At 75.3% G+C, this 21,955-nt stretch carries 3 protein-coding genes; all 3 read right to left on the reverse strand.

Annotated elements, in window-relative coordinates; genetic code table 11:
• Positions 1-60 precede the first annotated feature (60 nt).
• Genes A6A06_RS24505 through A6A06_RS24515 form a run of 3 tightly spaced genes read right to left on the reverse strand, consistent with a single transcriptional unit; the run spans position 61 to position 21,911 of the window.
• Positions 61-285, reverse strand: a complete 225-nt coding sequence (locus tag A6A06_RS24505) for an MbtH family protein (protein WP_073763504.1) — start codon at positions 283-285, stop codon at positions 61-63.
• Positions 282-6,857, reverse strand: coding sequence for a non-ribosomal peptide synthetase (locus A6A06_RS24510; RefSeq protein WP_073763505.1), 6,576 nt, complete (start codon positions 6,855-6,857; stop codon positions 282-284). Before A6A06_RS24510 ends, A6A06_RS24505 begins: the two co-directional genes overlap by 4 nt.
• Before the next feature lie 36 nt (positions 6,858-6,893).
• Positions 6,894-21,911 (reverse strand): non-ribosomal peptide synthetase, encoded by a 15,018-nt coding sequence (locus A6A06_RS24515; RefSeq protein ID WP_079194302.1) that lies wholly within the window; start codon positions 21,909-21,911, stop codon positions 6,894-6,896.
• Positions 21,912-21,955 lie beyond the last annotated feature (44 nt).

A 21,955-nucleotide genomic window follows, 5' to 3' on the forward strand; every position in this document is an offset into this window, starting at 1 on the left:
TCCCCCGCGGGGGCGGCCCGCGTCCGGACCGCCCCCTTGTCGGCCACGCCGCGTATACGTCTAGGACGCGGCGTGACTCGCACTCATTTCGGCGATCAGGCTCTTCGGACGCATATCGGTCCAGTTCTCGTCGATGTAGTCGAGGCATTCCTGACGGCCGGCCTCGCCGTGTACGGAGGTCCAGCCCTCGGGAATTTCCGCGAAGGCGGGCCAGAGTGAATGCTGGCCCTCGTCGTTGACGAGCACCAGGAAGGTGCCGTTCTCGTTGTCGAAAGGATTGGTCATGACGGGTTCCTTTCCCCTGTCGGCCGCATGGCCCGGAGCTTTTCTGCGACGATGCGCCCGATCTGTGCCAAGGGCGCCGGCTGGAGCATGTTGTTGTGGTCGATGGCGATGTCGTGGGGCTCGATGTCCCCCGCGACGAAGGGCCGCCAGCCTCCTACGGCGTCCCAGGCCTGGGAGTTGGCGGGCCGGTCGGCGGTCGCGACGAAGACGACGAGGTCGCCGCCGAACCGCTTCGGGGTGTAGCCGTAGGAGAGCCGGCCCGAGTTGACGGTCACTTCCCTGATGTTGGCCAGGAGCTGTTCGTCCAGGCCCAGTCCGGCGCCGCCGCCGTCCGCGTCCGGCGGGCCCTGTTCGCCCAGTTCACGGCGCATCGTGACGTCCTCGCCGTCGCGGGCTGCGGGTGTCTCGTCGAAGAACTCGCCGGTGTCCCCGCCGAGGTAGGTGTCGAGCAGCGCGAGCAGCGCGACCTTCTCCCCCTGGGCCTCCAGCGCGGTGGCGACCGCATAGGCGACGGTACCGCCGAAGGACCAGCCGAGGAGGTGGTACGGGCCGGTGGGCTGGACGGTGCGGATCTGGTCGGCGTAGTCGGCGGCCATCTCGTCCATGCTCAGCGGCAGCGGCTCCGGCCCGGCCAGGCCACGCGCCTGGATTCCGTAGACCGGCCGGTCGGCGGGCAGGTGCGGCAGCAGGCCCCGGTAGCCCCAGCTCAGCCCCAGGCTGGGGTGGAGGCAGAAGAGCGGCGGCAGGCTGCCCTGCGACCGCAGCGGCAGCAGGACGCCCAGGTCGCCCCTGCTGGTGCCGCGGGCCGCGCCGGACCCGCGCGGGCGTACCCGGCTCGCGTCCGCCAGGGTGATCAGGCTGGCCGTGGTGCGCCGGGCCCGGTCGCCGGTGTGCAGCATCCGCTCGCCCGGTGCGCCGAAGGGGCTCGCGACGAACCGTGCGCCGGTCCGTGCGGGGCTGCCCTCGTAGCCGCGTGCCGTCGCCGCGCCCGCCACGTACAGGTCGCCCGTGACGCCGGGCGGGACCGGCCGGAGCCGGTCGTCGAGGACGTGGGCGCGGGTGTTCCACACCGGCCGGCCGGTGGGCAGCGCCGACGGTACGGGCTCTCCCGGGGCGGCGCGGTGTTCGAGCCAGGGGCCCGCCGTTCCGGCGGCGCCGTGACCGGTGACCACGGTGACGTCCGGGTGGAGCTCCCGCCACTTCAGCAGGTCGTCGTCGGCCTCCGGCGGCCCGGCCGACACCACGAGGACCTCCGTGGACGGCCGTCCGTCCGGCGGTTCGGGGAGCGTCGGCAGCAGGGAACGGGTGGTCACCAGCAGGTGGTCGGTGCCGGGCCCGGTGGGGGTGCGTACGTCCTCCGGAGCGCCGAGGCGGACGCTGCCGCCCGCGCACAGGGCCGCGAGCAGCGGAGTGACGAGGGCCGCGACGGGTGCCCGGGTGTCGAGCAGCGCCGTGCCGCGGACCGCCGGGGTGGCGTGGGCGCGGTACGCCGTCTGGTGGGCCAGCGTCCGGTGGTCGACGACCGCGGCGGCGCCGCCGGGTGCCGCGTCGTCGAGCACCAGCGCGGGCTGGGCGGGCAGCGGGAGCCGCGGCGGCGGTCCCACCGTGTCGGTGGCTCCGTTGGGCGCGGCCGTGACCGGGTCGTCCAGTACGACGAGCGGCACCGGGCCGTCCGCGGGCAGGTGCCCGGCCGTGTCCGAGGTGCAGACCAGGGCGGCGGGCCGGTGCGCGTCCAGGGCGGCACCGAGGTCGCCGACCGGCCGGTTGGAGTCCATCGGGCGGCAGGTGGCACCGGTCTTCAGGACGCCGGTCAGGGCGACCAGGAACGCGGCGGTGACCGGTTCCGCGACGGCGACGACGTCCGCGGGGCCGGTGCCCAGCTCCGTGAGCCGGCGGGCCAGCAGGCTGCTCGCGGTGTCCAGCGCGCCGTGGGTGAGCACGCCGTTGCGGTCCATGGCGGCCACCGCGTCGGGGGCGCGGGCCGCCTGCGCGGCCAGCTGCTCGACCACGGTGCGGGCCGGGACCTCGGCCGCCGTGTCGTTCCCGTCCGTCACCAGGCGGCGGAACTCGTCCTCGTCCAGCAGGACGTCCACCTGGTTCAGGCACAGTTCGGGGTCGGCCGCGAGCTGTTCCAGTACGCGTACCAGCCGGTCGGCGAAGGCCTGCGCGGTGTCCTGGTCGAACAGGTCGGCCGCGTACGTGAGGTGGCCGTCCATGCCGTCCGGGCCGCCGTCGGCGCGCTGCCGTTCGGTCAGGTCGAGCGACAGGTCCAGTTCACCGGTCGCGCCGCCGACGTCGAGGCGGCCGGTGCGCAGGCCGGGCAGCTCCCACGGGTCCCACACCTCGGTCTTGCCCTCGTGGATCTCAAGACCGACCTGGAACACGGGGTGCCGGTCGACGGAGGGCGGCAGCGGCAGGGCGTCGACCAGGCGCTCGAAGGGGACGTCCTGGTTGTTGACGGCCTCGCGGTGCGCCTGCTGGACGCGGCGCAGCAGTTCGAGGAAGCCGGGGTCACCGGAGGTGTCCGTACGCAGCGTCAGCGGGCCGTCGAAGGGGCCCACCAGCCCTTCCAGGCCGTCTTCGTCCCGGCGGGCCCGGAGGGTGCCGAGGGTGATGTCGGTGCCCGCGCCGAGCCGGGTGAGCAGCAGGGCCAGTGCGGCCTGTACGACCATGAAGCCGGTGGCCTCGCGGGGTTCGGCGGCTTCCATCAGCCGGGCGTGCGCGGCGGCGTCCAGGCGCAGCGGCACCTTCCCGACGCGCCGGGAGGGCAGTGCGGGCCGCGGCCGGTCGGCGGGGAGTTCCAGTTCGCCGGCCAGCCCGGCCAGGGTGTCCTGCCAGTAGGTGAGTTGGTCGCTGACCAGGCTCTCGGGTTCGTCGGCGCCGCGGAGCAGCTCCTGCTCCCACTGGGCGTAGTCGGCGAACTGGAGTGGCAGGGGCGCCCGTTCGGGCGCCCGGCCCTCGCTGCGCGCGCCGTAGGCCGCGGACAGGTCGCGGAAGAGCGGGTCGAGGGACTGCTCGTCCGCGGCGATCCGGTGGACGGTGACCAGCAGGACGTGGTCGGTGTCCGACAGTGCGAACAGGCGCGGCGCCCAGGGCGCTTCGCGGGTCAGGTCGAACGCGTGGGCTGCGTGCGCCGCCAGCAGGTCCGGCAGGTCCTCCTCGGTCGCCGTGGTCACCGGCAGCCCGGGGCGGGCGGCGGCGTCGGTGGCGGGCATGATGTGCTGGCGCAGCTCGTTGCGGGCGCCGGAGAAGGTGGTCCGCAGGATTTCGTGCCGGGCCGCCACGTCGCCGAGCGCTGCGTGCAGGGCCGCCCGGTCCAGCGCGCCCGTCAGGCGCAGCGCGGCCGAGAACTGGTGGGCCGGGCCGCTGTCGTGCAGCCGGGTCATCAGCCATGTGCGCAGCTGGGCGACGGTCGCGGGTGCCTCGCCGTCGTGACCAGCCGGGTTCAGGACCGGGCGGGCCTTCGTCGCCAGGGTCCGGGCCACACCGGCGGCGGTGGGGGCGCTGAAGAACTGCCGCAGGTTCAGTGCCGCGTCGAACTCCTCGCGGATGCGCCCGATCAGGCGCATCGCGAGGCCGGACTCGCCGCCCAGCTCGAAGAAGTCGTCGTCGGCGCCGACCTGTTCGAGTTTGAGCACGTCGGCGAAGAGGCCGCAGAGGGTCTCCTCGGTCTCGTTCTGCGGTGCCCGCCGGGCGACCCGCTCGGCGAAGTCGGGTGCGGGCAGGGCCTTGTGGTCGACCTTGCCGTTGGCGGTGACGGGCAGCGTGCCCATCACGATCACCGCGGCCGGGACCATGTAGCCGGGCAGGACCTTGGCGGCGTGTTCGCGGACCTCGTCGCTGTCGACCTCCTGGCCGTCGGGGACGACGTAGCCGACCAGCAGCCGTTCGCCGGGCCGGTCCTCGCGGGCCGCGGCCACGGCCTGGCCGACGGCCGGGTGCGCGGCCAGGGCCGCCTCGACCTCGCCGAGCTCCACCCGGAAGCCGCGGATCTTGACCTGGTCGTCGGCCCGGCCGGCGAACAGCAGCTCGCCCTCCTCCGTCCAGCGCACCAGGTCGCCGGTGCGGTACATCTGCTCGCCGGGTGCGAACGGGCAGGCCACGAAGCGTTCGGCGGTCAGTCCTGCACGGCCGAGGTAGCCGCGGGCCAGTCCGGCGCCCGCCACGTACAGTTCGCCCGTCGTACCCGCCGGCACCGGCTGGAGGAACGCGTCCAGGACGTAGACCCGGCGGTTGCCCAGCGGGCGGCCGATCGGCAGGACCGCGGCCGGCTCCTCGGCCGGGCGGGTCAGGTGCCAGGTCGCGCACAGCGTGGTCTCGGTCGGCCCGTACAGATGGCGTACGGCGGTGTCCGGGCAGGCCGCGCGCACCCGGGCGACGGCCGTGGCGGGCACCACGTCACCGCCGGTCAGCACCTCGCGCAGACCGTGCAGGCACTCCGGCGACTCCTCCGCCACGACGCGGAACGTGCCGGCCGTCAGGTGCACCGCGCTCACCCCGGCGGTCACCGCGGCGCGGATGTCCTGCGCGTCCACGGCGCCCGGCGCGGCGACCACCACACGGCCGCCGGAGGCCAGCGGCACCCAGATCTCGAACAGCGAGGCGTCGAAGGCGTGCGGCGCGTGCATGAGCACCGCGTCCCGCGGGCCCACCGACCAGCCCAGGTCGCCGACCAGGCCCGCCACGCTCCCGTGCGGCACGGCCACGCCCTTGGGGACACCGGTCGAGCCCGAGGTGTACATCACGTACGCGAGGTCCTCCGCTCCCACGCGTACGGGTACGAGGGCGTCGGCCGGGCAGACCGCGACGGCGGCCCGTACCCGGTTGTCGTCCAGCACCACCAGTTCCGCCGCCGCGTCGACCGGCACCGCTTCGCGGGTGGCCGCCGTGCACACGACCGCCGTCGGGGCGGAGTCCGCCAGCAGGAACGCGACCCGCTCGGCGGGGTATCCGGGGTCCACCGGGACGTACGCGGCGCCCGTCTTCCACACCGCGAGCAGCGTCACGAGCAGGTCGGCGGAGCGTTCCATCAGCACCGCGACCCGGTCGCCGCGGGCCACGCCGCGGTCCGCGAGGTACGCCGCGAGCCGGTCCGACTCCCGGGCCAGCTCGGCGTACGACAGCGAGCGCCGCGTATCGCTCACCGCGACCGCGCCCGGCACCTGCGCCGCCTGCCCGGCGATCAGCTCCGGCACCGAGGTGCCCGGGGTCCTGACGGCGGTGGCGTTCCACCCCGCCAGCACCAGGCCGCGCTCCTGCTCCTCCAGGACGCCGACGCGGCCCACCGGCACGGTGGGGTCGGCGGCCAGCTGGGTGAGCACCCGTACCACCCGCTGTCCGATCAGCCGGGTGGCCTCCTCGCCGAACAGGTCAGGGCGGGAGGACAGCCGCAGGCTGATGCGGTCGCCGGGGAACACGCCGAGCGTGATCGGGTAGTGCGCCGCGTTGCGGGAGAGCCCGGCCGGTTCCAGGGTCAGGGCCTGCGGGTCGTCCGGCCCGGCGGGCGGGCGCGGGAAGCTCTCGTAGACCACGAGGGTGTCGAAGGACGCGCCGGGTCCGGCCAGCTGCTGTACCTCCGAGAGGCCCAGGTGCTGGTGCGGGAGGAGCGCCGACTGGCGTTCCTGGAGTGCGGTGAGCATCTCCACGGCGGGCTGTGCGCCGTCGAGCCGTACCCGTACCGGCAGGGTGTTGATGAACAGGCCGACCATGGACTCGACGTGCGGCAGGTCGTGCGGGCGGCCGGCGACGGTGGCGCCGAAGACCACGTCGGTCCGGCCGGCCAGCCGGGCGAGTACCAGTGCCCAGGCGCCCTGGAACAGGGTATTGAGGGTCAGCCCGTGGCGGCGGGCCAGCTCGGTCAGGTCCCTGGAGGGGCCCGCGGGGATGTCGATCAGGACGTCCTCGGGCACCACACTGGCGCGGGTCCGGTCCGCCGGGACGACCAGCGTCGGCGCGTCGGCACCGGACAGTTCGGAGCGCCACGCCTCGCGGGCGGCGTCCTTGTCCTGCCGGTTCAGCCAGGCGAGGTAGTCGCGGTAGGAGGCGGTCGGCGGGAGGGCGGTGCCGTCGCCGTCCGCCGCGTACGCCGCGGACAGCTCCGCGAGGACGATCGGCATCGACCAGCCGTCCATGAGGATGTGGTGGCTGGTGACGACCATCCGGTGCCGGTCGGCGCCGAGGCGGATCAGCAGGACGCGCAGCAGGGGCGCCGTGGCCAGGTCGAAGCGGCGGGCGCGCTCTTCGGCGGCCAGCCGCTCGGCCTCGGCGTCGGCGGTGTCCGGCGCGAGTCCGGACAGGTCGGTCTCCTGCCAGGGCAGTTCCACCTCGCGGGCGATGACCTGCACCATGCGGGCCCCGCTGACCCGGCGGAAGCAGGCGCGCAGCGCCGCGTGCCGGGCGACCAGGGTTCCCCACGCCGCGCGCAGCCGGCCCGCGTCCAAAGGTCCGTTGACGGCGTGTGCGGACTGCACCGTGTAGACGTCCGGCCCCTCCTCGTCAAAGGTGGCGTGGAAGAGCAGCCCCTCCTGCAGTGGTGACAGCGGCCACACGTCCTCGACCATGGATCGGGTCATCGCTTTCTCCTCACAACGCCTCGTCGTGCTCGGTCGCTAGCGCTTGTCGTCGTTGAACCCGGCCTCCAGCTCGTCGATCTGCTGCTGGGCGAGATCGAGGAGCCCGAAGTCGGAGGGGGTGTGACCGCCCGCCGTGGGATCGGTGGTGTGCGCGGCCAGGGCGGCCAGCAGGTCCAGCCAGGCCCGGCCGATGCGCTCGTCGGCCGCCGCGTCCGCGGCGTGGGCGGGCCTGCCGAGCGTGAGGGTCAGTTCCGGTGCGTCCGGGGTGCCCCGGACGGCCGTGTCCGCCTCCAGGGCGTACCCGGCGGGCAGCTCCGGCCGGGACGTGCCGCCGGCCGCCGCGGGTCCGGCGGGCTGCCAGGGCGCGTCCGCCGGTCCGGTGCGGGGCCGGTCCCGGTGGGCGAAGGAGAGGCGGGGTTCCGGCAGGGCGTCCGGGACCGTGCCGGCCCCGGGGTCGGCACGCAGCTGTTCCTTGACGGCCTTCAACAACGTACCGGCCGCCGGTCCGCCTGCCCAAGCCCCGTCCAAATCGGCGCCGGACAGGTCCAGCCGCACGGGCCGGACGAGGGTGAACCTGCCGACCGTACGGGCCAGTTCACCGTCGCCCTGATCCGCCGTCGGCTGCCTGCCGTCCGCTTCGACGTCCACCAGGACGGGTTCGCCGGTGCCTTGGCGTGTGACCGCGCCCGCCAGCGCCGCGAGCAGCACCTCGTGGGCGTCGCAGTGGTACAGGGGCAGGGTCCGGTGCAGCAGGGTGGCGGCGGTGTCGCGCGGTACGGTCCACGACCGGCGGTGCACGTGGGCGGGCGTGGGCTGTTGCGGGAGCGGCCCGGTGCTCTTCTCCGGTACCTGCCCGTCCAGTTCCGCGGCCCAGCGCCGGAAGGACGTGCCGACGGGCGCGAGTTCCGGTACGGCCCCGGCCGCCACGGCGGCACAGGCCGCTGCGAGGTCGGCGACCAGGATGCGCCAGGACGGCTCGTCCACGACGAGGTGGTGGGCCGCCAGCGCCAGCCGTCCGGTACGCCCGGCTCCCGCGTCGAGCCACACGGCCCGGAGGGCGGGCCCCGTGGCGGGGTCCAGCTGTTCCGCCGTCTCGCGTCCGGCCCGGTCCGCGACGGTGTCCAGGTCACCGTCGGGGATGCCTGCGCCGTCGATACGGGTGACGGCCGAGGCGGCGTCCACCGTGCCGCGTTCGCCGGCCACCAGCTCCGGCTGCCCGTCGCCGTCCGGCAGTACGCGGGCCCGCAGCATGTCGTGCGTGTCGAGTACGGCGGCGAGCCCGGCGGTCAGCGTGTGTGTTTCCAGACCGGCCGGGGCGGTCACGACGATCCACTCGGCGCGGCCCCGGTCGAAGGCGTGCCCGCCCAGCGCCCGCATGGCGGGGGTCGGCGCGACGGCTCCGGTGCCCACGTTCCCGGCCGCCCGTGCGCGGTCGGCCGCCTGTGCCGCTTCCACGGTCTCCGCGAGGCGTTCGGGCGTCGGCTGCTCGAAGACCTGGCGTGGTGTCAGGGTCAGTCCGGCGCGGCGGGCCCGGGAGGCCAGCTGCATCGACATGACGGAGTCGCCGCCCACGTGGAAGAAGTTGTCGTCGATGCCCACCCGTTCGAGGCCGAGCACTTCGGCGAACAGGGTGCACAGGGTCTCCTCCACCGGGGTGCGCGGTGCGCGTCCGGAGATCTGTCCGGCGAAGTCCGGCGCGGGCAGCGCCCGGCGGTCGATCTTGCCGTTCGGGGTGAGCGGCAGCCGGTCCAGCGGCACCAGGGCCGCAGGGACCATGTACTCGGGCAGCCGCTCGGCGACGTGTTCGCGCAGGGCGGCCAGCAGCGCTCCGGTGTCGCGGCCCGCGGCCGGCGCGTTGGTGAACGCGGTCAGCGCGACCGCCGGGTCCGCCGGGCCGCCGACGGGCACGTACGTGTCCACCGGCGCGCTGCCGTCGGCCGGTCCGGAGCGGACGAACGCGAGGTCCAGCGCCTCCGGCGTCCCGGCGGACCAGGTGGCGGCCACCCGGTAGCCGAGGCTCTCCCCCAGCTCGTGGAACGCCTCGACGTCAGGGGTGTCGGCGTCCGGCAGCCGGGGGCGGTGTCCCGCGCCGCCGGCCGTCAGCTGTGCCGGGTCCCCGCCGTCCTGGACGACGCGGGCGAGCGCCGCCTCGTACGCGACCCGGGTGTTGGGCACGCCGGTGACGCGCAGCCGGTCCGGCCGTTCGCCGTCCAGGTGGCGCCGCAGCGCGGCGAGGCCGCCGTCGCGGCCCGTCCAGGCCCGCGCGGGCGCGCCGTCGAGGGAGAGCACGGCGGATCCCCGCTTGTGCAGCGTCACGTCGTAGCGGTACCGGGTCAGCTCGTTGTGGTGGTGTCCCCGCTTGACGCGGATGTCCACTCCGGCGGTGTCCGGCAGCCGGTCCCGCAGCGCCGTGAAGAATTCCGGGTCGACCAGGAGTTCCTTCTCCAGTACGACGCTGCGCTCCACGGCCCGGCGCAGCGCGGCCACGTCGCCGTCGTGTGCGGCGCGGCCCGCGTGCACGGCGGTGGTCAGGGCCCTCAGCAGGCGGACGTTGCGTACGTCGCCGACGAACAGCGCGCCGCCCGGTGCCAGCAGCCGTACGGCCAGCTCCACGACCTCCTGGAGGTATCCGGCGTTGGGGAAGTACTGGGCGACCGAGTTGAGCACGATCGTGTCGAAGTATCCGGCGGGCAGGCCGTCGTCCTCGTGCGCGGCCTGGGTGCGCAGTTCGACGCGCCCGGCCAGCGCGGGGTCGCGGTCGACGTGCCGCCGCAGTTCTCCGATCGCGGAGGCGGAGAAGTCGGTGCCCCAGTACGTCTCGCAGTCGGGGGCGAGCCGGGACAGGAGCAGGCCGGTGCCGACGCCGAGTTCCAGCACCCGGCGCGGGCGCAGGGCGCGGATGCTCTCGACGGTCCGCTCCCGCCATTCGCGCATCTGCTCCAGCGGGATCGGCTGCCCGTCGTAACTGCTGTTCCAGCCCGCGAAGTTCTCGCCCAGGACGTCGGACTCCGGGTGGGCGTGCAGGGTGTCGTACAGGTCCTGCCACTCGCCGACCTGTTCCTGTTCGAGCTGCTCGTCCCGGTCGCCGGTGGCCGTGTCCGCGACCACGTAGCCGACCAGGCGGCGTTCGCCGGGCCGGTCCTCGCGGGCCACCACGACGGCCTGTCCCACGGCCGGGTGGGCGGCCAGCGCGGCCTCGATCTCGCCCGGTTCGATGCGGTGCCCGCGGACCTTGACCTGGGCGTCGGCGCGGCCGACGAAGACCAGTTCGCCGTCCTGCGTCCAGCGCGCCACGTCGCCGGTGCGGTACATCCTCTCGCCGGGTGCGAACGGGCAGGCCACGAAGCGTTCCCCGGTCGGGCCCGGCCGGTCGAGGTAGCCGCGGGCGAGGTTGACGCCGGTGACGTACAGCTCGCCGTCGATGTCCGGGGGGACCGGCTGGAGGAACGTGTCGAGCACGTACGTACGGGAGTTGGCGATGGGGCGGCCGATCGGTACCGCGCCGGTGCCCGGTGTGAGCGGCGCGCTCATCGCCGCGCACACCGTCGTCTCGGTCGGTCCGTACGCGTTGACCATCCGCCGTGTCCCGGCCCAGCGCGCGGGCAGGCCCGGCGGGCACGCCTCGCCCGCCACGGTCAGGGTCTCCAGCGCCGCGGGCAGTTCCTCGGCCACCGCCAGCACGCTCGGCGGGACGGTGGCGTGGGTGATGTCCCAGCGGCGCAGCGCGGCGCCCAGTGCCATGCGGGGCGGCAGGCTTTCGGGGCCGGGGACGACCGAGGCCGCGCCGGACAGCAGGGCCATGCACAGTTCGGAGACGGCGGCGTCGAAGCTCAGTGACGCCATCTGCAGGACCCGGGAGTCCGGGGTGACCGCGAACCGTTCGATCTGGGCGCGGGCCAGGTTGCCCACGCCCGTGTGCGGGACGACGACGCCCTTGGGCTGTCCGGTGGAGCCGGACGTGTAGGTGACGTAGGCGGCGTGGGCCGGGCGCAGCGGCGCGGTCCGCTCGGCGTCGGTCAGGGGGCCGCCCGGCAGGGCCGCGATCCCGGCCGCCTCCGCCGCGTCGTCCAGGACCACGACCCGTCCGGCGAATCCGTCCGGTACGACGTGCCGGGTCTGCGTGGTGCACAGCACCACCGGCGGTCCGGCGTCGGCGAGTACGCAGGCGACGCGCTCCGCCGGGTGGTCCGGGTCGACGGGTACGAAGGCGCCGCCCGCCATCGACACGGCCAGCACGGCGGTGACCATCGCGGCCGACCGCTGCACGGCCACCGCGACGCGCTGTTCCGGCCCGACGCCGAGCGCGGCGAGGTGGCGGGCCAGGCGGCCTGCCTCCTGCGCCAGTTCGCCGTAGGTCAGCGTGCGGTCGTCCGTCACCAGTGCGGTCGCGTCCGCCGACCGCGCGGCCTGGGAGGCGAACAGCTCCGGCAGGGTGGCGGGCGGGGCGGGCGCCGCCGTCCGGTTCCACCGCGTCTCGACCAGCTCGCGTTCGTCCTCGCCCAGCAGGCGGACGCGGCCCACCGGCGTGCGCGGGTCCGCCACCACCTGTTCCAGGGCGCGGACCAGGGCGGCCTGCATCCGCTCGGCGCGGGCGCGCGGGAAGACGTCCGGCCGGTAGATGAAGTCGCCCTGTGTGCGTTCCCCGGGTGCCACGATCCAGGTGAGGGGGTAGTGGCCCCGGTCCTCGGGGATGCCGGCCGGGCGGACGGCGAGGGAGTCGGGGTCGGCGGGCTGCTCGGGCGGCTGGGGGTAGTTCTCGTAGACCACGAGCGTGTCGAAGGTCGCGCCGGGTCCGGCGAGGTGCTGGATCTCCGGCAGTCCGACGTGCTGGTGGGCCAGCAGCGCGGTACGGCGCCGCTGGAGGTCGGTGAGCATCTCGACGACCGGCTGCGCGCCGTCCAGGTGCACCCGTACCGGCAGGGTGTTGATGAACAGGCCGATCATGGACTCGACGCCCGGCAGCTCCGGCGGGCGCCCGGCGACGGTGGTCCCGAAGACGACGTCGTCGCGGCCGGTCAGCCGGGCCAGCAACAGCGCCCACATGCCTTGCAGGACGGTGTTGGCCGTCAGGCCGAGCCCGCGGGTCAGGTCCGTCAGGCCCCGGGTGAGTTCGTCGGTCAGCTCGAAGCGGATGCGTTCCGGTACGGCGGGCGCGCGGACCAGTTCGGCGGGCACCACGCTGGTCGGCTCGTCCACCCCGCCCAGTTCCGCGCGCCATGCGGCCCGCGCGGCTTCCTTGTCCTGGCGTTCCAGCCAGCACAGGTACTCGCGGTAGGAGGTGGCCGGGGGCAGCGTGCGGTCGTGGCCGCCCGCCGCGTACACCGACGCCATCTCGTTGATGAGGACCGGCAGGGACCAGCCGTCCTTGACGATGTGGTGGCTGGTCAGCACCAGCATGTGCCGCCGCTCGCCGAGCCGGACCAGCAGCAGCCGCAGCAGCGGCGCCACCGTCAGGTCGAGCCGGTGCTCGCGGTCGCTGTCGGCGAGCTCCTGGAGGGCGGCGGGTACGTCGTCGTCGGCCAGTGCCGACAGGTCCGCCTCGCGCCACGGCAGCGGTACGTCCCGGGCGATGACCTGCACGGTCTCGCCCGACGCGCGGGGGTGGAAGCTGGCCCGCAGGGACGGGTGGCGGATCAGCAGCGTCTCCCACGTGGCCCGCAGCCGGGCGACATCGAGCGGCCCGGCCAGCTCCATCATCCGCTGGCCCTCGTAGATGTCGGGGCCGTCCTCGTCGAAGGCCGCGTGGAACAGCAGTCCTTCCTGGAGGGGCGAGAGCGGCCAGATGTCGGCCAGGGACGGCACGGCGGTCTCCAGTTCCGCCACGGTGTCCTGGGTGAGCTCCAGGAGGGAGAAGTCGGAGGGGGTGTGCCCGCCCGCGGAAGGGCTGTCGGTGTGCGCGGCCAGGCCGCCGAGCGCCGCCAGCCAGTGCTGTCCGAGCCGCTGCGCGGCGTCCTCGTCCAGGAGGCCGCCGGGCCAGCCGAGGGTCAGGGTCAGTGCGGGCCCGTCGGGGCCGTCCTGGATCACCGCGCCCGCCTCCAGGGCGTGCCGGGCGGGCATGTCCGCGTCCACGGAGCCGCCGAGTGCCGTCTCACCGGCCATCTCCCAGGGCGCCGTCGTCTCCGGGGCGGCTCCGGCGGTGAACCGGCCGAGGTAGTTGAACGCGATCTGCGGGGCCGGGAGCTCGGCCAGCGCGGGGCCGGTCTCCGGGTTGAGGTGGCGCAGCAGCTCGTATCCGAGCCCGTCGCCGGGTACCGCCCGCGCCTGTTCCTTGACCGACTTGAGCAGCGCGCCGGCCGCGGGCCCGCCCGCCAGGGCCTGGGTCAGGTCGAGGCCGGTCAGGCGCAGCCGCAGCGGGTGCGTGCTGGTGAACCAGCCGACCGTACGGGAGAGGTCGGCGCCCGCGACCGGTTCACGCCCGTGCCCTTCGATGTCCAGCAGGACTCCGGCGCCGGTGTCCTGGCCGCGTTCCTCCTGCCGCCGGGTGACGGCGGCGGCCAGCGCGGCCAGCAGCACGTCGTGGACGCCGCAGTGGAAGGCGGCCGGTGTCCGGGCCGCGAGGACGGCGGCCGTGGGCCCCGGCACGGTCCAGGTGAGGCGGCGTATCGCGGCCGCGGTGTCCTGTGCCGGGTCGAGGGCCCGCTCACCGGCCAGCGGGTCGGGGCCGTCCAGCAGGGCGGTCCAGTGCTCCAGTTCGGCGGTGCGGGCGGGGTCCGCGGCCTGTTCGGCCAGCAGGGCCGACCACTGCTTGAAGGACGTACCGACCGGGTCGAGGTCCGGTGTCCGGTCCGCCGCCACGGCTTCGCAGGCGGCTCGCAGGTCCGGGACGAGGATGCGCCAGGAGACGCCGTCGACGGCCAGGTGGTGGACGGCGAGCACCAGCCGGCCGGTCCGCGCGGGTCCGGCGTCCAGCCACACCGCCTGGACCAGGACGCCGTCGGCGGGTGCCAGGCGCCGTACGGCCTCCCGTGCGGCCCGGTCCGCCCGTTCGTCCAGGCCGGCGTCCGGTACGTGCGCGGCGTCGACGCGGCTGACCAGCGCGGCGGCGTCCACGGCGCCGCGCGCGGAGAGGTGCAGTGCCGGTTCGGGGCCGTCCGTCACGCGGGCCCGCAGCATGTCGTGGGTGTCCAGTACGGCGGCCAGTCCGGCGGCCAGTACGTCCTGGCCGAGTCCGGCGGGGGCTCCGAGGACCGCCCACTGGGCGAACTCGCCGCGGGTGGCGGCCGGTACGCCGAGGGCCCGTACGACCGGGGTCCAGGCGGCCTCGCCCGCCCCGTCGTCCGGTGTGTCGCGGCGGGTGTCCGCGCCGTCCCCGGCCGTCTCCGCCACTTCGGCGAGCCGCTCGGGGGTCTTCTCCTCGAAGACCTGCCACGGCGTGACGACCACCCCGGCGCGCCGGGCCCGGGACACCAGTTGCAGCGACATGATCGAGTCGCCGCCCAGCTCGAAGAAGCTGTCCTCGACGCCGACCCGGTCCAGGCCCAGCACCTCGGCGAACAGCGCGCACAGGGTGTCCTCGGTCCCGGTGCGCGGCGCCCGCTGCGCGGCGCGCGCGGCGAAGTCGGGGGCGGGCAGCGCGGCTCGGTCGACCTTGCCGTTCGCGGTCACCGGGAGCGCGTCGAGCGTCACCACGGCGGCCGGGACGAGGTATTCGGGCAGCAGCCCGGCGACGTGGGCGCGGACCGCCTCGGCGTCCACGGCCGGGCCGTCCGGCACGACGTACCCGATCAGGCGGCGCTCGCCGGGGCGGTCCTCGCGGGCCACCACCACGGCCTGGGCGACCGCCGGGTGTGCGGCCAGCGCCGCTTCCACCTCACCCGGCTCGACGCGGTAGCCGCGCACCTTGACCTGGGTGTCCGCCCGCCCGGCGAAGACCAGTTCGCCGTCGTGCGTCCAGTGGGCGAGGTCGCCGGTCCGGTACATCCTCCCCCAGCCTTCGGCCGGGGGGACCCCCATGCCGGGCGGGAACGGGCAGGCGACGAACCGCTCGGCCGTCGCACCGGCGCGGTCGAGGTAGCCGCGCGCCAGGCCCGCGCCTGCCAGGTACAGCTCACCGTCCACGCCCGGCGGTACGGGCTTCAGGAACGCGTCGAGCACGTACGCCCCGCGGTGGGGCAGCGGGCGCCCGATCGGCAGCACGTCGTCCGTCACGGGCTCCCCCGGCCGCAGCTGCCGCCAGGTGGCGCACAGGGTGGTCTCGGTGGGCCCGTAAAGGTGCCGTACGGACACCTGCGGGCACGCCTCCCGTACGCGGGCGACGGAGGTGGCCGGGACGACGTCACCGCCGGTCAGCACCTCGCGCAGTCCCGCGAAGCACTCCGGGTCCTCCTCCGCCACCACCCGGAACAGCCCGGCCGTGAGGTGCACGGACGTCACGCCCGCCGCCACCGCCTCGCGTACGCGCCGGGCGTCGACCGTGCCGGGGGCGGCCACCACCACGCGGCCGCCGGTGACCAGCGGTGCCCAGATCTCGTACAGCGAGGCGTCGAAGACGTGCGGGGCGTGCATCAGCACCGCGTCGTCCGGGCCGAGCGACCAGCCCCGCTCCCCGGCCAGCGCCGCCACGCTCCCGTGCGGCACGCCCACCCCCTTCGGCACACCGGTCGAGCCGGAGGTGTACATCACGTACGCCAAGTCCTGCGCTCCGACTGCCCGTTGTGGTGTACCGACTGGGCAGGCCGCCACCGCGGCGCGCACCTCCGCCGTGTCCAGCACAACCACCTGCCCGGCCGCACCGGCCGGAACCGCCGCCCGGGTGGCCCCGGTGCACAGCACGACCACCGGACCCGCGTCCGCCAGCAGGAACGCGACGCGCTCCGCCGGATACCCGGCGTCCACCGGCACGTACGCCGCCCCGGCCTTCCACACCCCCAGCAGCACAGCCACCAGACCGGCCGACCGCTCCATCACCACCGCGACCCGGTCGCCACGCCCCACACCCAGGCCACTCAGATACGCGGCCAGGCGGTCCGACTCCGCGTCCAACTCGCCATATTGGACAGTTCGCCGCCCGTCCGCCACGGCCACCGCCGAGGGGGCCCGTGCCACCTGCCCGGCGAACAGCTCCGGCACCGAGACGGCGGTCGGCTCCGCGGCAGCCGTGGAGTTCCACTCCGCCACGGCCCTGCCGCGTTCCGTCGCGTCCAGGACACCGATCCGGCCTACGGGTGCCCGCGGGTCCGCCACGATCTGCTCCAGTACGCGCACGACGCGCGCCCCCAGCTGCCGGGCCTCGCGCCGGTCGAACAGGTCCGGGCGGTACGTCACATAGATCCGGAGCCGGTCGCCGGGGACGACGCCCACGGCCAGCGGGTAGTGGGTGCCGGCCACGAGGTTGGCCTGGGAGATCGTCACCTCGCCGCCCGCTCGCATCGAGCCGGACAGGGTGGCGGTGGTCCGCGGGTAGTTCTCGAACATCAGCATGGTGTCGAAGACCGCGCCGGGCCCCGCCAGGCCCTGGACCTCCGGCAGTCCGAGGTGCTGGTGGGCCATGAGCGCGGACTGGCGCTCCTGGAGGCCGGTGAGCATCCGCAGGACCGGCTGGGCGGCGTCGAGCCGTACCCGTACCGGCTGGGTGTTGATGAACAGGCCGACCATCGACTCGACGTCGGGCAGCTCCGGCGGGCGGCCGGACACGGTGCCGCCGAAGACCACGTCGGTCCGCCCGGCCAGGCGGGCCAGCACCATCGCCCAGGCGCCCTGCACCACGGTGTTGACGGTCAGGCCGTGCCGCCGGGCCAGTTCGGTCAGGGCCCGGGTGCCTTCCTCGGACAGGTCGGCGGCGCCGGTCTCGGGCTCCGCCGGGGCCCGGCCCTGGTCGGAGCGGGCCACCAGCGTGGAGTCCTCGGCACCGGCGAGTTCCGCCTGCCAGGCGGCCCGCGCGGCGTCCCTGTCCTGGTCGCCCAGCCACGCCAGGTAGTCACGGTAGGAGGCGGTCCGCTTCAGGCCCGCGCCGTCCCCGCCCGCCGCGTAGGCCGCGCCGAGCTCGTCGAGGACGATCGGCATCGACCAGCCGTCCAGCAGGATGTGGTGGCTGGTCACCACCAGGAAGTGCCGGTCCGCCGCCAGGCGTACGAGCAGCAGCCGCAGCAGCGGGGCCGCCGCGAGGTCGAAGCGCCGGGCCCGCTCGTTCGCGGCGAGCCGGTCCAGCGCGGCCTGCCGCTCCGGCTCCGGCAGCGGCGACACGTCGGCCTCGCCCCAGGGCAGCTCCACTTCCCCCGCGACGACCTGCACGGTGTCGCCGGACTCCCGCTGGTGGAAGCCGGCCCGCAGCGCGTCGTGCCGGGCCAGCAGCGTCTGCCACGACGCGCGCAGCCGGTCGGCGTCCAGGGGCCCGGTCAGTTCCAGCAGCCGCTGGGTCTCGTAGACGTCCGGGCCTTCCTCGTCGAAGGCGGCGTGGAACAGCAGCCCTTCCTGGAGGGGCGACAGCGGCCAGATGTCCGTCAGGGACGGCACGGCGGCCTCCAGTGCCTCCACGCTCTCCTGGGTGATGTCCAGGAGCGGGAAGTCGCCGGGGGTGTGCCCGCCCGCGCCGGGGCCGTCGGCGTGCGCGGCCAGGCCGCCGAGGAGGTCCAGCCATGCCTGGCCGAGCCCGGCCGCCGCGGTCTCGTCGAGGAGGGCGGCGGGCCAGCTCAGCGCGAGGTCCAGGGCCGGTCCGTCCGGGGTGTCGCGTACGACGGCGCTCGCCTCCAGGGCGTGCTGGACGGGCAGATCCGGGGCGGCGGCGCCGCCGATCGCGGTGGCTCCCGCCGTCTGCCACGGGCCGACGGCGCCGCCGTCCGCGCCTGCGGCGAAGCGGCCGAGGTAGTTGAAGCCGATCTGCGGGGCCGGGCGGGCGGCCAGCGCGGGGCCCGTCTCCGGGTTGAGGTGGCGCAGGAGTTCGTACCCGAGCCCGTCGCCGGGTACGGCGCGTGCCTGTTCCTTGACGGTTTTGAGCAGCGTGCCGGCCGCGGGTCCGCCGGTGAGCGCCTGCGGCAGGTCGATGCCGGACAGGTCCAGGCGGACCGGGTGGACGCTGGTGAACCAGCCGACCGTACGGGACAGGTCCGTGCCGTCGAGCGGTTCCCGGCCGTGTCCTTCGACGTCCACCAGGAGTCCGGCGCCGGTGCCGGGCCGCCAGTGGGCGACCGCGCCCGCCAGCGCCGCGAGCAGCACGTCGTGCGCGCCGCAGTGGAACGCCGCCGGTGCCCGGTTCAGCGCGGCGGCCGCCGCTTCCCCGGTGACCGTCCACGCGCGGCGGCGCAGGGTGGCCGCGGTGTCCGTGTCCGGGTCGGGGGTACGGGTGCCGAGCTGCGGGGCCGTGGTGTCCAGCAGGGCGGCCCAGCCGGCCAGTTCGGCCGTGCGGCTCTCGCCGGACGCCTGGGCGGCGAGCAGCCCGGCCCAGCGGCGGAAGGAGGTGCCGACGGGGTCGAGTGCCGGTGTCTCTCCCGCGCTCACGGCTTCGCAGGCGGCCCGCAGGTCGGGGGCGAGGATGCGCCAGGACACGCCGTCGACGACCAGGTGGTGGACGATCAGGACCAGTCGGCCGGTCCGGCGCGGCCCGGCGTCCACCCACACGGCCCGGACCATCACGCCCGCGGCCGGGTCCAGCCGCGCGGCGGCCTCGCGGGCCGCGTCCTCGGCGATGCGGTCCAGGGCGTCGGCCGGTGCGTCCGTGGCGTCGGTACGGGTGACCAGCGCGGCGGCGTCGACCGTGCCGCGGTCCGGGACGTGCAGGGTGGGCTGCGGGCCGGTGCGGGCGCGGGCCCGCAGCACGGCGTGCGTGTCCAGTACGGCGGCCAGCCCGGCGGTCAGTGTGTCCGCTCCGAGCCCGGCCGGCGCACCCATGATCATCCATTGGGCGAATCCCGGGCGGGCGGCGCGCTCCCCCAGCGCCCGCATCACGGGCGTCCAGGGTATGTCGCCGTCGCCCGTGTCGGACGCCTCACCGGCCGCGGCGCCGGTGCGGACCGCCACCGCGGCCAGCCGCCCGGCCGTCTTGAGGTCAAAGACCTGACGGGGCGTCAGCACCAGTCCGGCGCGGCGGGCCCGCGACACCAGCTGCATCGAGCCGATCGAGTCGCCGCCCAGCGCGAAGAAGCCGTCGTCGGCCCCCACCCGGTCCAGACCGAGCACCTCGGCGAACAGGCCGCACAGGACCTCCTCGGCCCCGGTGCGCGGAGCCCGGCCGGAGACCCGCCCCGCGAAGTCGGGGGCGGGCAGGGCCACCCGGTCCACCTTGCCGTTCACCGTCACCGGCAGGGACGGCAGCACCAGCACGGCCGCGGGGACCATGTAGTCCGGCAGCACCTTGGCGACGTGCTCGCGGACCTCGTCCGCGTCCGCCTCCTGCCCGTCGGGCACCACGTAGCCCACCAGGCGCCGTTCACCGGGCCCGTCCGCGCGGGCCACCACCACGGCCTGGCCGACCGCCGGGTGCGCGGCCAGCGCCGCCTCCACCTCACCCAGCTCGACGCGGAACCCGCGCACCTTGACCTGCGCGTCCGCCCGCCCGACGAAGACCAGTTCGCCGTCGCCGGTCCAGCGCGCCAGGTCGCCGGTCCGGTACATCCTCCCCCAGCCTTCGGCCGGGGGGACCCCCATGCCGGAGGCGAACGGGCACGCCACGAACCGCTCGGCGCTGAGCCCCGCGCGCCGCCAGTAGCCCTGCGCCAGCCCGGTACCGGCGACGTACAGCTCACCGACGACGTCCGGCGGTACGGGCTGCAGGAACGCGTCCAGGACGTACACCTGCCGGTTGTCCAGCGGGCGGCCCACCGGCAGTTCGCCGCCCGCTTCCGCGCCGGGCGGCAGGACGTGCCAGGTGGCGCACAGCGTGACCTCGGTGGGCCCGTACAGGTGCCGTACGGACACCTGCGGGCACGCCTCCCGTACGCGGGCGACGGACCCGGCCGGGACCACGTCGCCACCGGTCAGCACCTCGCGCAGCCCCGCGAAGCACTCCGGCGCCTCCTCCGCCACCACCCGGAACAGCCCCGCCGTGACGTGCACCGCCGTCACCCCGGCCGCCACGGCCTCGCGGATCCGCTGCGCGTCGACCGCGCCCGGCCGCGCCACCTCCACCCGGCCACCGGAGACCAGCGGCGCCCAGATCTCGAACAGCGACACGTCGAAGGCGTGCGGGGCGTGCATCAGCACCGCGTCGTCCGGGCCGAGCGACCAGCCCCGCTCCCCGGCCAGCGCCGCCACGCTCCCGTGCGGCACACCCACCCCCTTCGGCACACCGGTCGAGCCGGAGGTGTACATCACGTACGCCAAGTCCTGTGCTCCGACCGGCCCTCCGGGGGCCGGGCCGTCGCATTCCGTGACCTCCGGCGAGTCCAGCACCACCAGCCGGCCGCCCGCGTCCACCGGGACCGCCGAGCACGTCGCCTCCGAGCACAGCACGGCCGCCGGTTCCGAGTCGGCCAGCAGGAACGCGATCCGCTCCGCCGGATACCCTGCGTCCACCGGCACGTACGCCGCCCCGGCCTTCCACACCGCCAGCAGCGCCACGACCAGATCGACGGACCGCTCCATCACCACCGCGACCCGGTCGCCACGCCGCACGCCCGTACCGGCCAGGTATGCGGCCACCCGCCCCGACTCCGCGTCCAGTTCGCCGTACGTCAGCGCCCGCCGCTCGTCCCTGACGGCCACGGCGTGCGGTGCCGACGCCACGCGCCGCGCGAACAGCTCCGGCACCGACGGCCCTGCCGCCTCCGCCGCCGTCGCGTTCCATCCCGCCACGACCAGGTGCCGCTCGTCCGCCCCCAGGACGCCGGTCCGGCCCACCGGTGCCGACGGGTCGGCCACCACCTGCTCCAGCACCCGTACCAGCCGTGCGAACACGGCCTCGGCGGCGCGGCGGTCGAACAGGTCGGTGCGGTAGTCCAGCTTGCAGAGCATCCGCTCGCCCGGCACGACGACCAGGGTGAAGGGGTAGTGGGAAGTCTCCCGCCCTTCCAGGAAGCGGAGGGTGAAGGCGTCGGGGCCGGTCGCGCCCGCGGGCGCCGCCGGGTAGTTCTCGAACACCACCAGCGTGTCGAAGACCGCCCCCGGCCCGGCCAGCTTCTGGATCTCCCCCAGGCCCAGGTGCTGGTGGGACATGAGCGCGGTCTGCCGCTCCTGGATTCCGGCGAAGAGCCGGTGGAGCGGCTGCCCGCCGTCGAGCTGGACGCGGACCGGCAGCGTGTTGATGAACAGGCCGACCATCGACTCGACACCGGGCAGTTCGTCGGGGCGGCCGGCCACCGTGGCGCCGAACACCACGTCGTCGCGCCCGGCGAGCCGGGCCAGGAGCATCGCCCAGGCGCCCTGCACCACGGTGTTGACCGTCAGTTTGCGGGCGCGGGCCAGCTCCACCAGGCCGCGCGTCAGGTCCGCGGGGATCTCGCTGATCAGGCTTTCGGGGACCACCGGCAGCCGGGCCGGGTCGGCCGGTGCCACCAGGGTCGGTTCGTCGTTGCCGGCCAGCTCGGCGCGCCACGCCTCGCGGGCGGCGTCCTTGTCCTGCCGGTTCAGCCAGGCCAGGTAGTCGCGGTAGCGGGCCGCCGCGGGCAGGCCGCGGGCGTCGCCGTCCGCCGCGTACACCGTGGTCAGCTCGCTGAGCAGGACCGGCATGGACCAGCCGTCCATCAGGACGTGGTGGGAGGTGATGACCAGCCGGTGCCGTTCGGCGCCGAGGCGGATCAGCAGCAGGCGCAGCAGGGGCGGCACCGCGGGGTCGAACCGCTCGGCCCGCTCCCCCGCGGCCAGCCGCTCGGCCTCGGCGGCGGCGTCGGCCCGGCCGAGGCCCGAGACGTCGGCCTCCCGCCACGGCAGTTCGACCTCGCGCGCGACGACCTGGACCGCGTCACCCGACCTGCGCCACCGGAAGCCCGCCCGCAGCACCGGGTGCCGGGCGACCAGCGCCTCCCAGGAGGCACGCAGCCGGTCCGCGTCCAGCGGGCCGTCCAGGGCCAGCGTGCGCTGGCCCTGGTAGACGTCCGGGCCCTCCTCGTCGAAGGCGGCGTGGAACAGCAGCCCTTCCTGCAACGGCGAGAGCGGCCACACGTCCTCGACAAGAGATCGGGTCATCGCTTACTCCTCACAACGACGTGCGTTCAGCGGGTTACGAGGTC

The sequence above is a fragment of the Streptomyces sp. CB02923 genome, assembly GCF_001905005.1.
Lineage (GTDB): Bacteria > Actinomycetota > Actinomycetes > Streptomycetales > Streptomycetaceae > Streptomyces.

Coding starts and splice junctions, on each gene's coding strand:
- A6A06_RS24505 (WP_073763504.1), bottom strand. CDS start 285: ATGACCAATCCTTTCGACAACGAGAACGGCACCTTCCTGGTGCTCGTC.
- A6A06_RS24510 (WP_073763505.1), bottom strand. CDS start 6,857: ATGACCCGATCCATGGTCGAGGACGTGTGGCCGCTGTCACCACTGCAG.
- A6A06_RS24515 (WP_079194302.1), bottom strand. CDS start 21,911: ATGACCCGATCTCTTGTCGAGGACGTGTGGCCGCTCTCGCCGTTGCAG.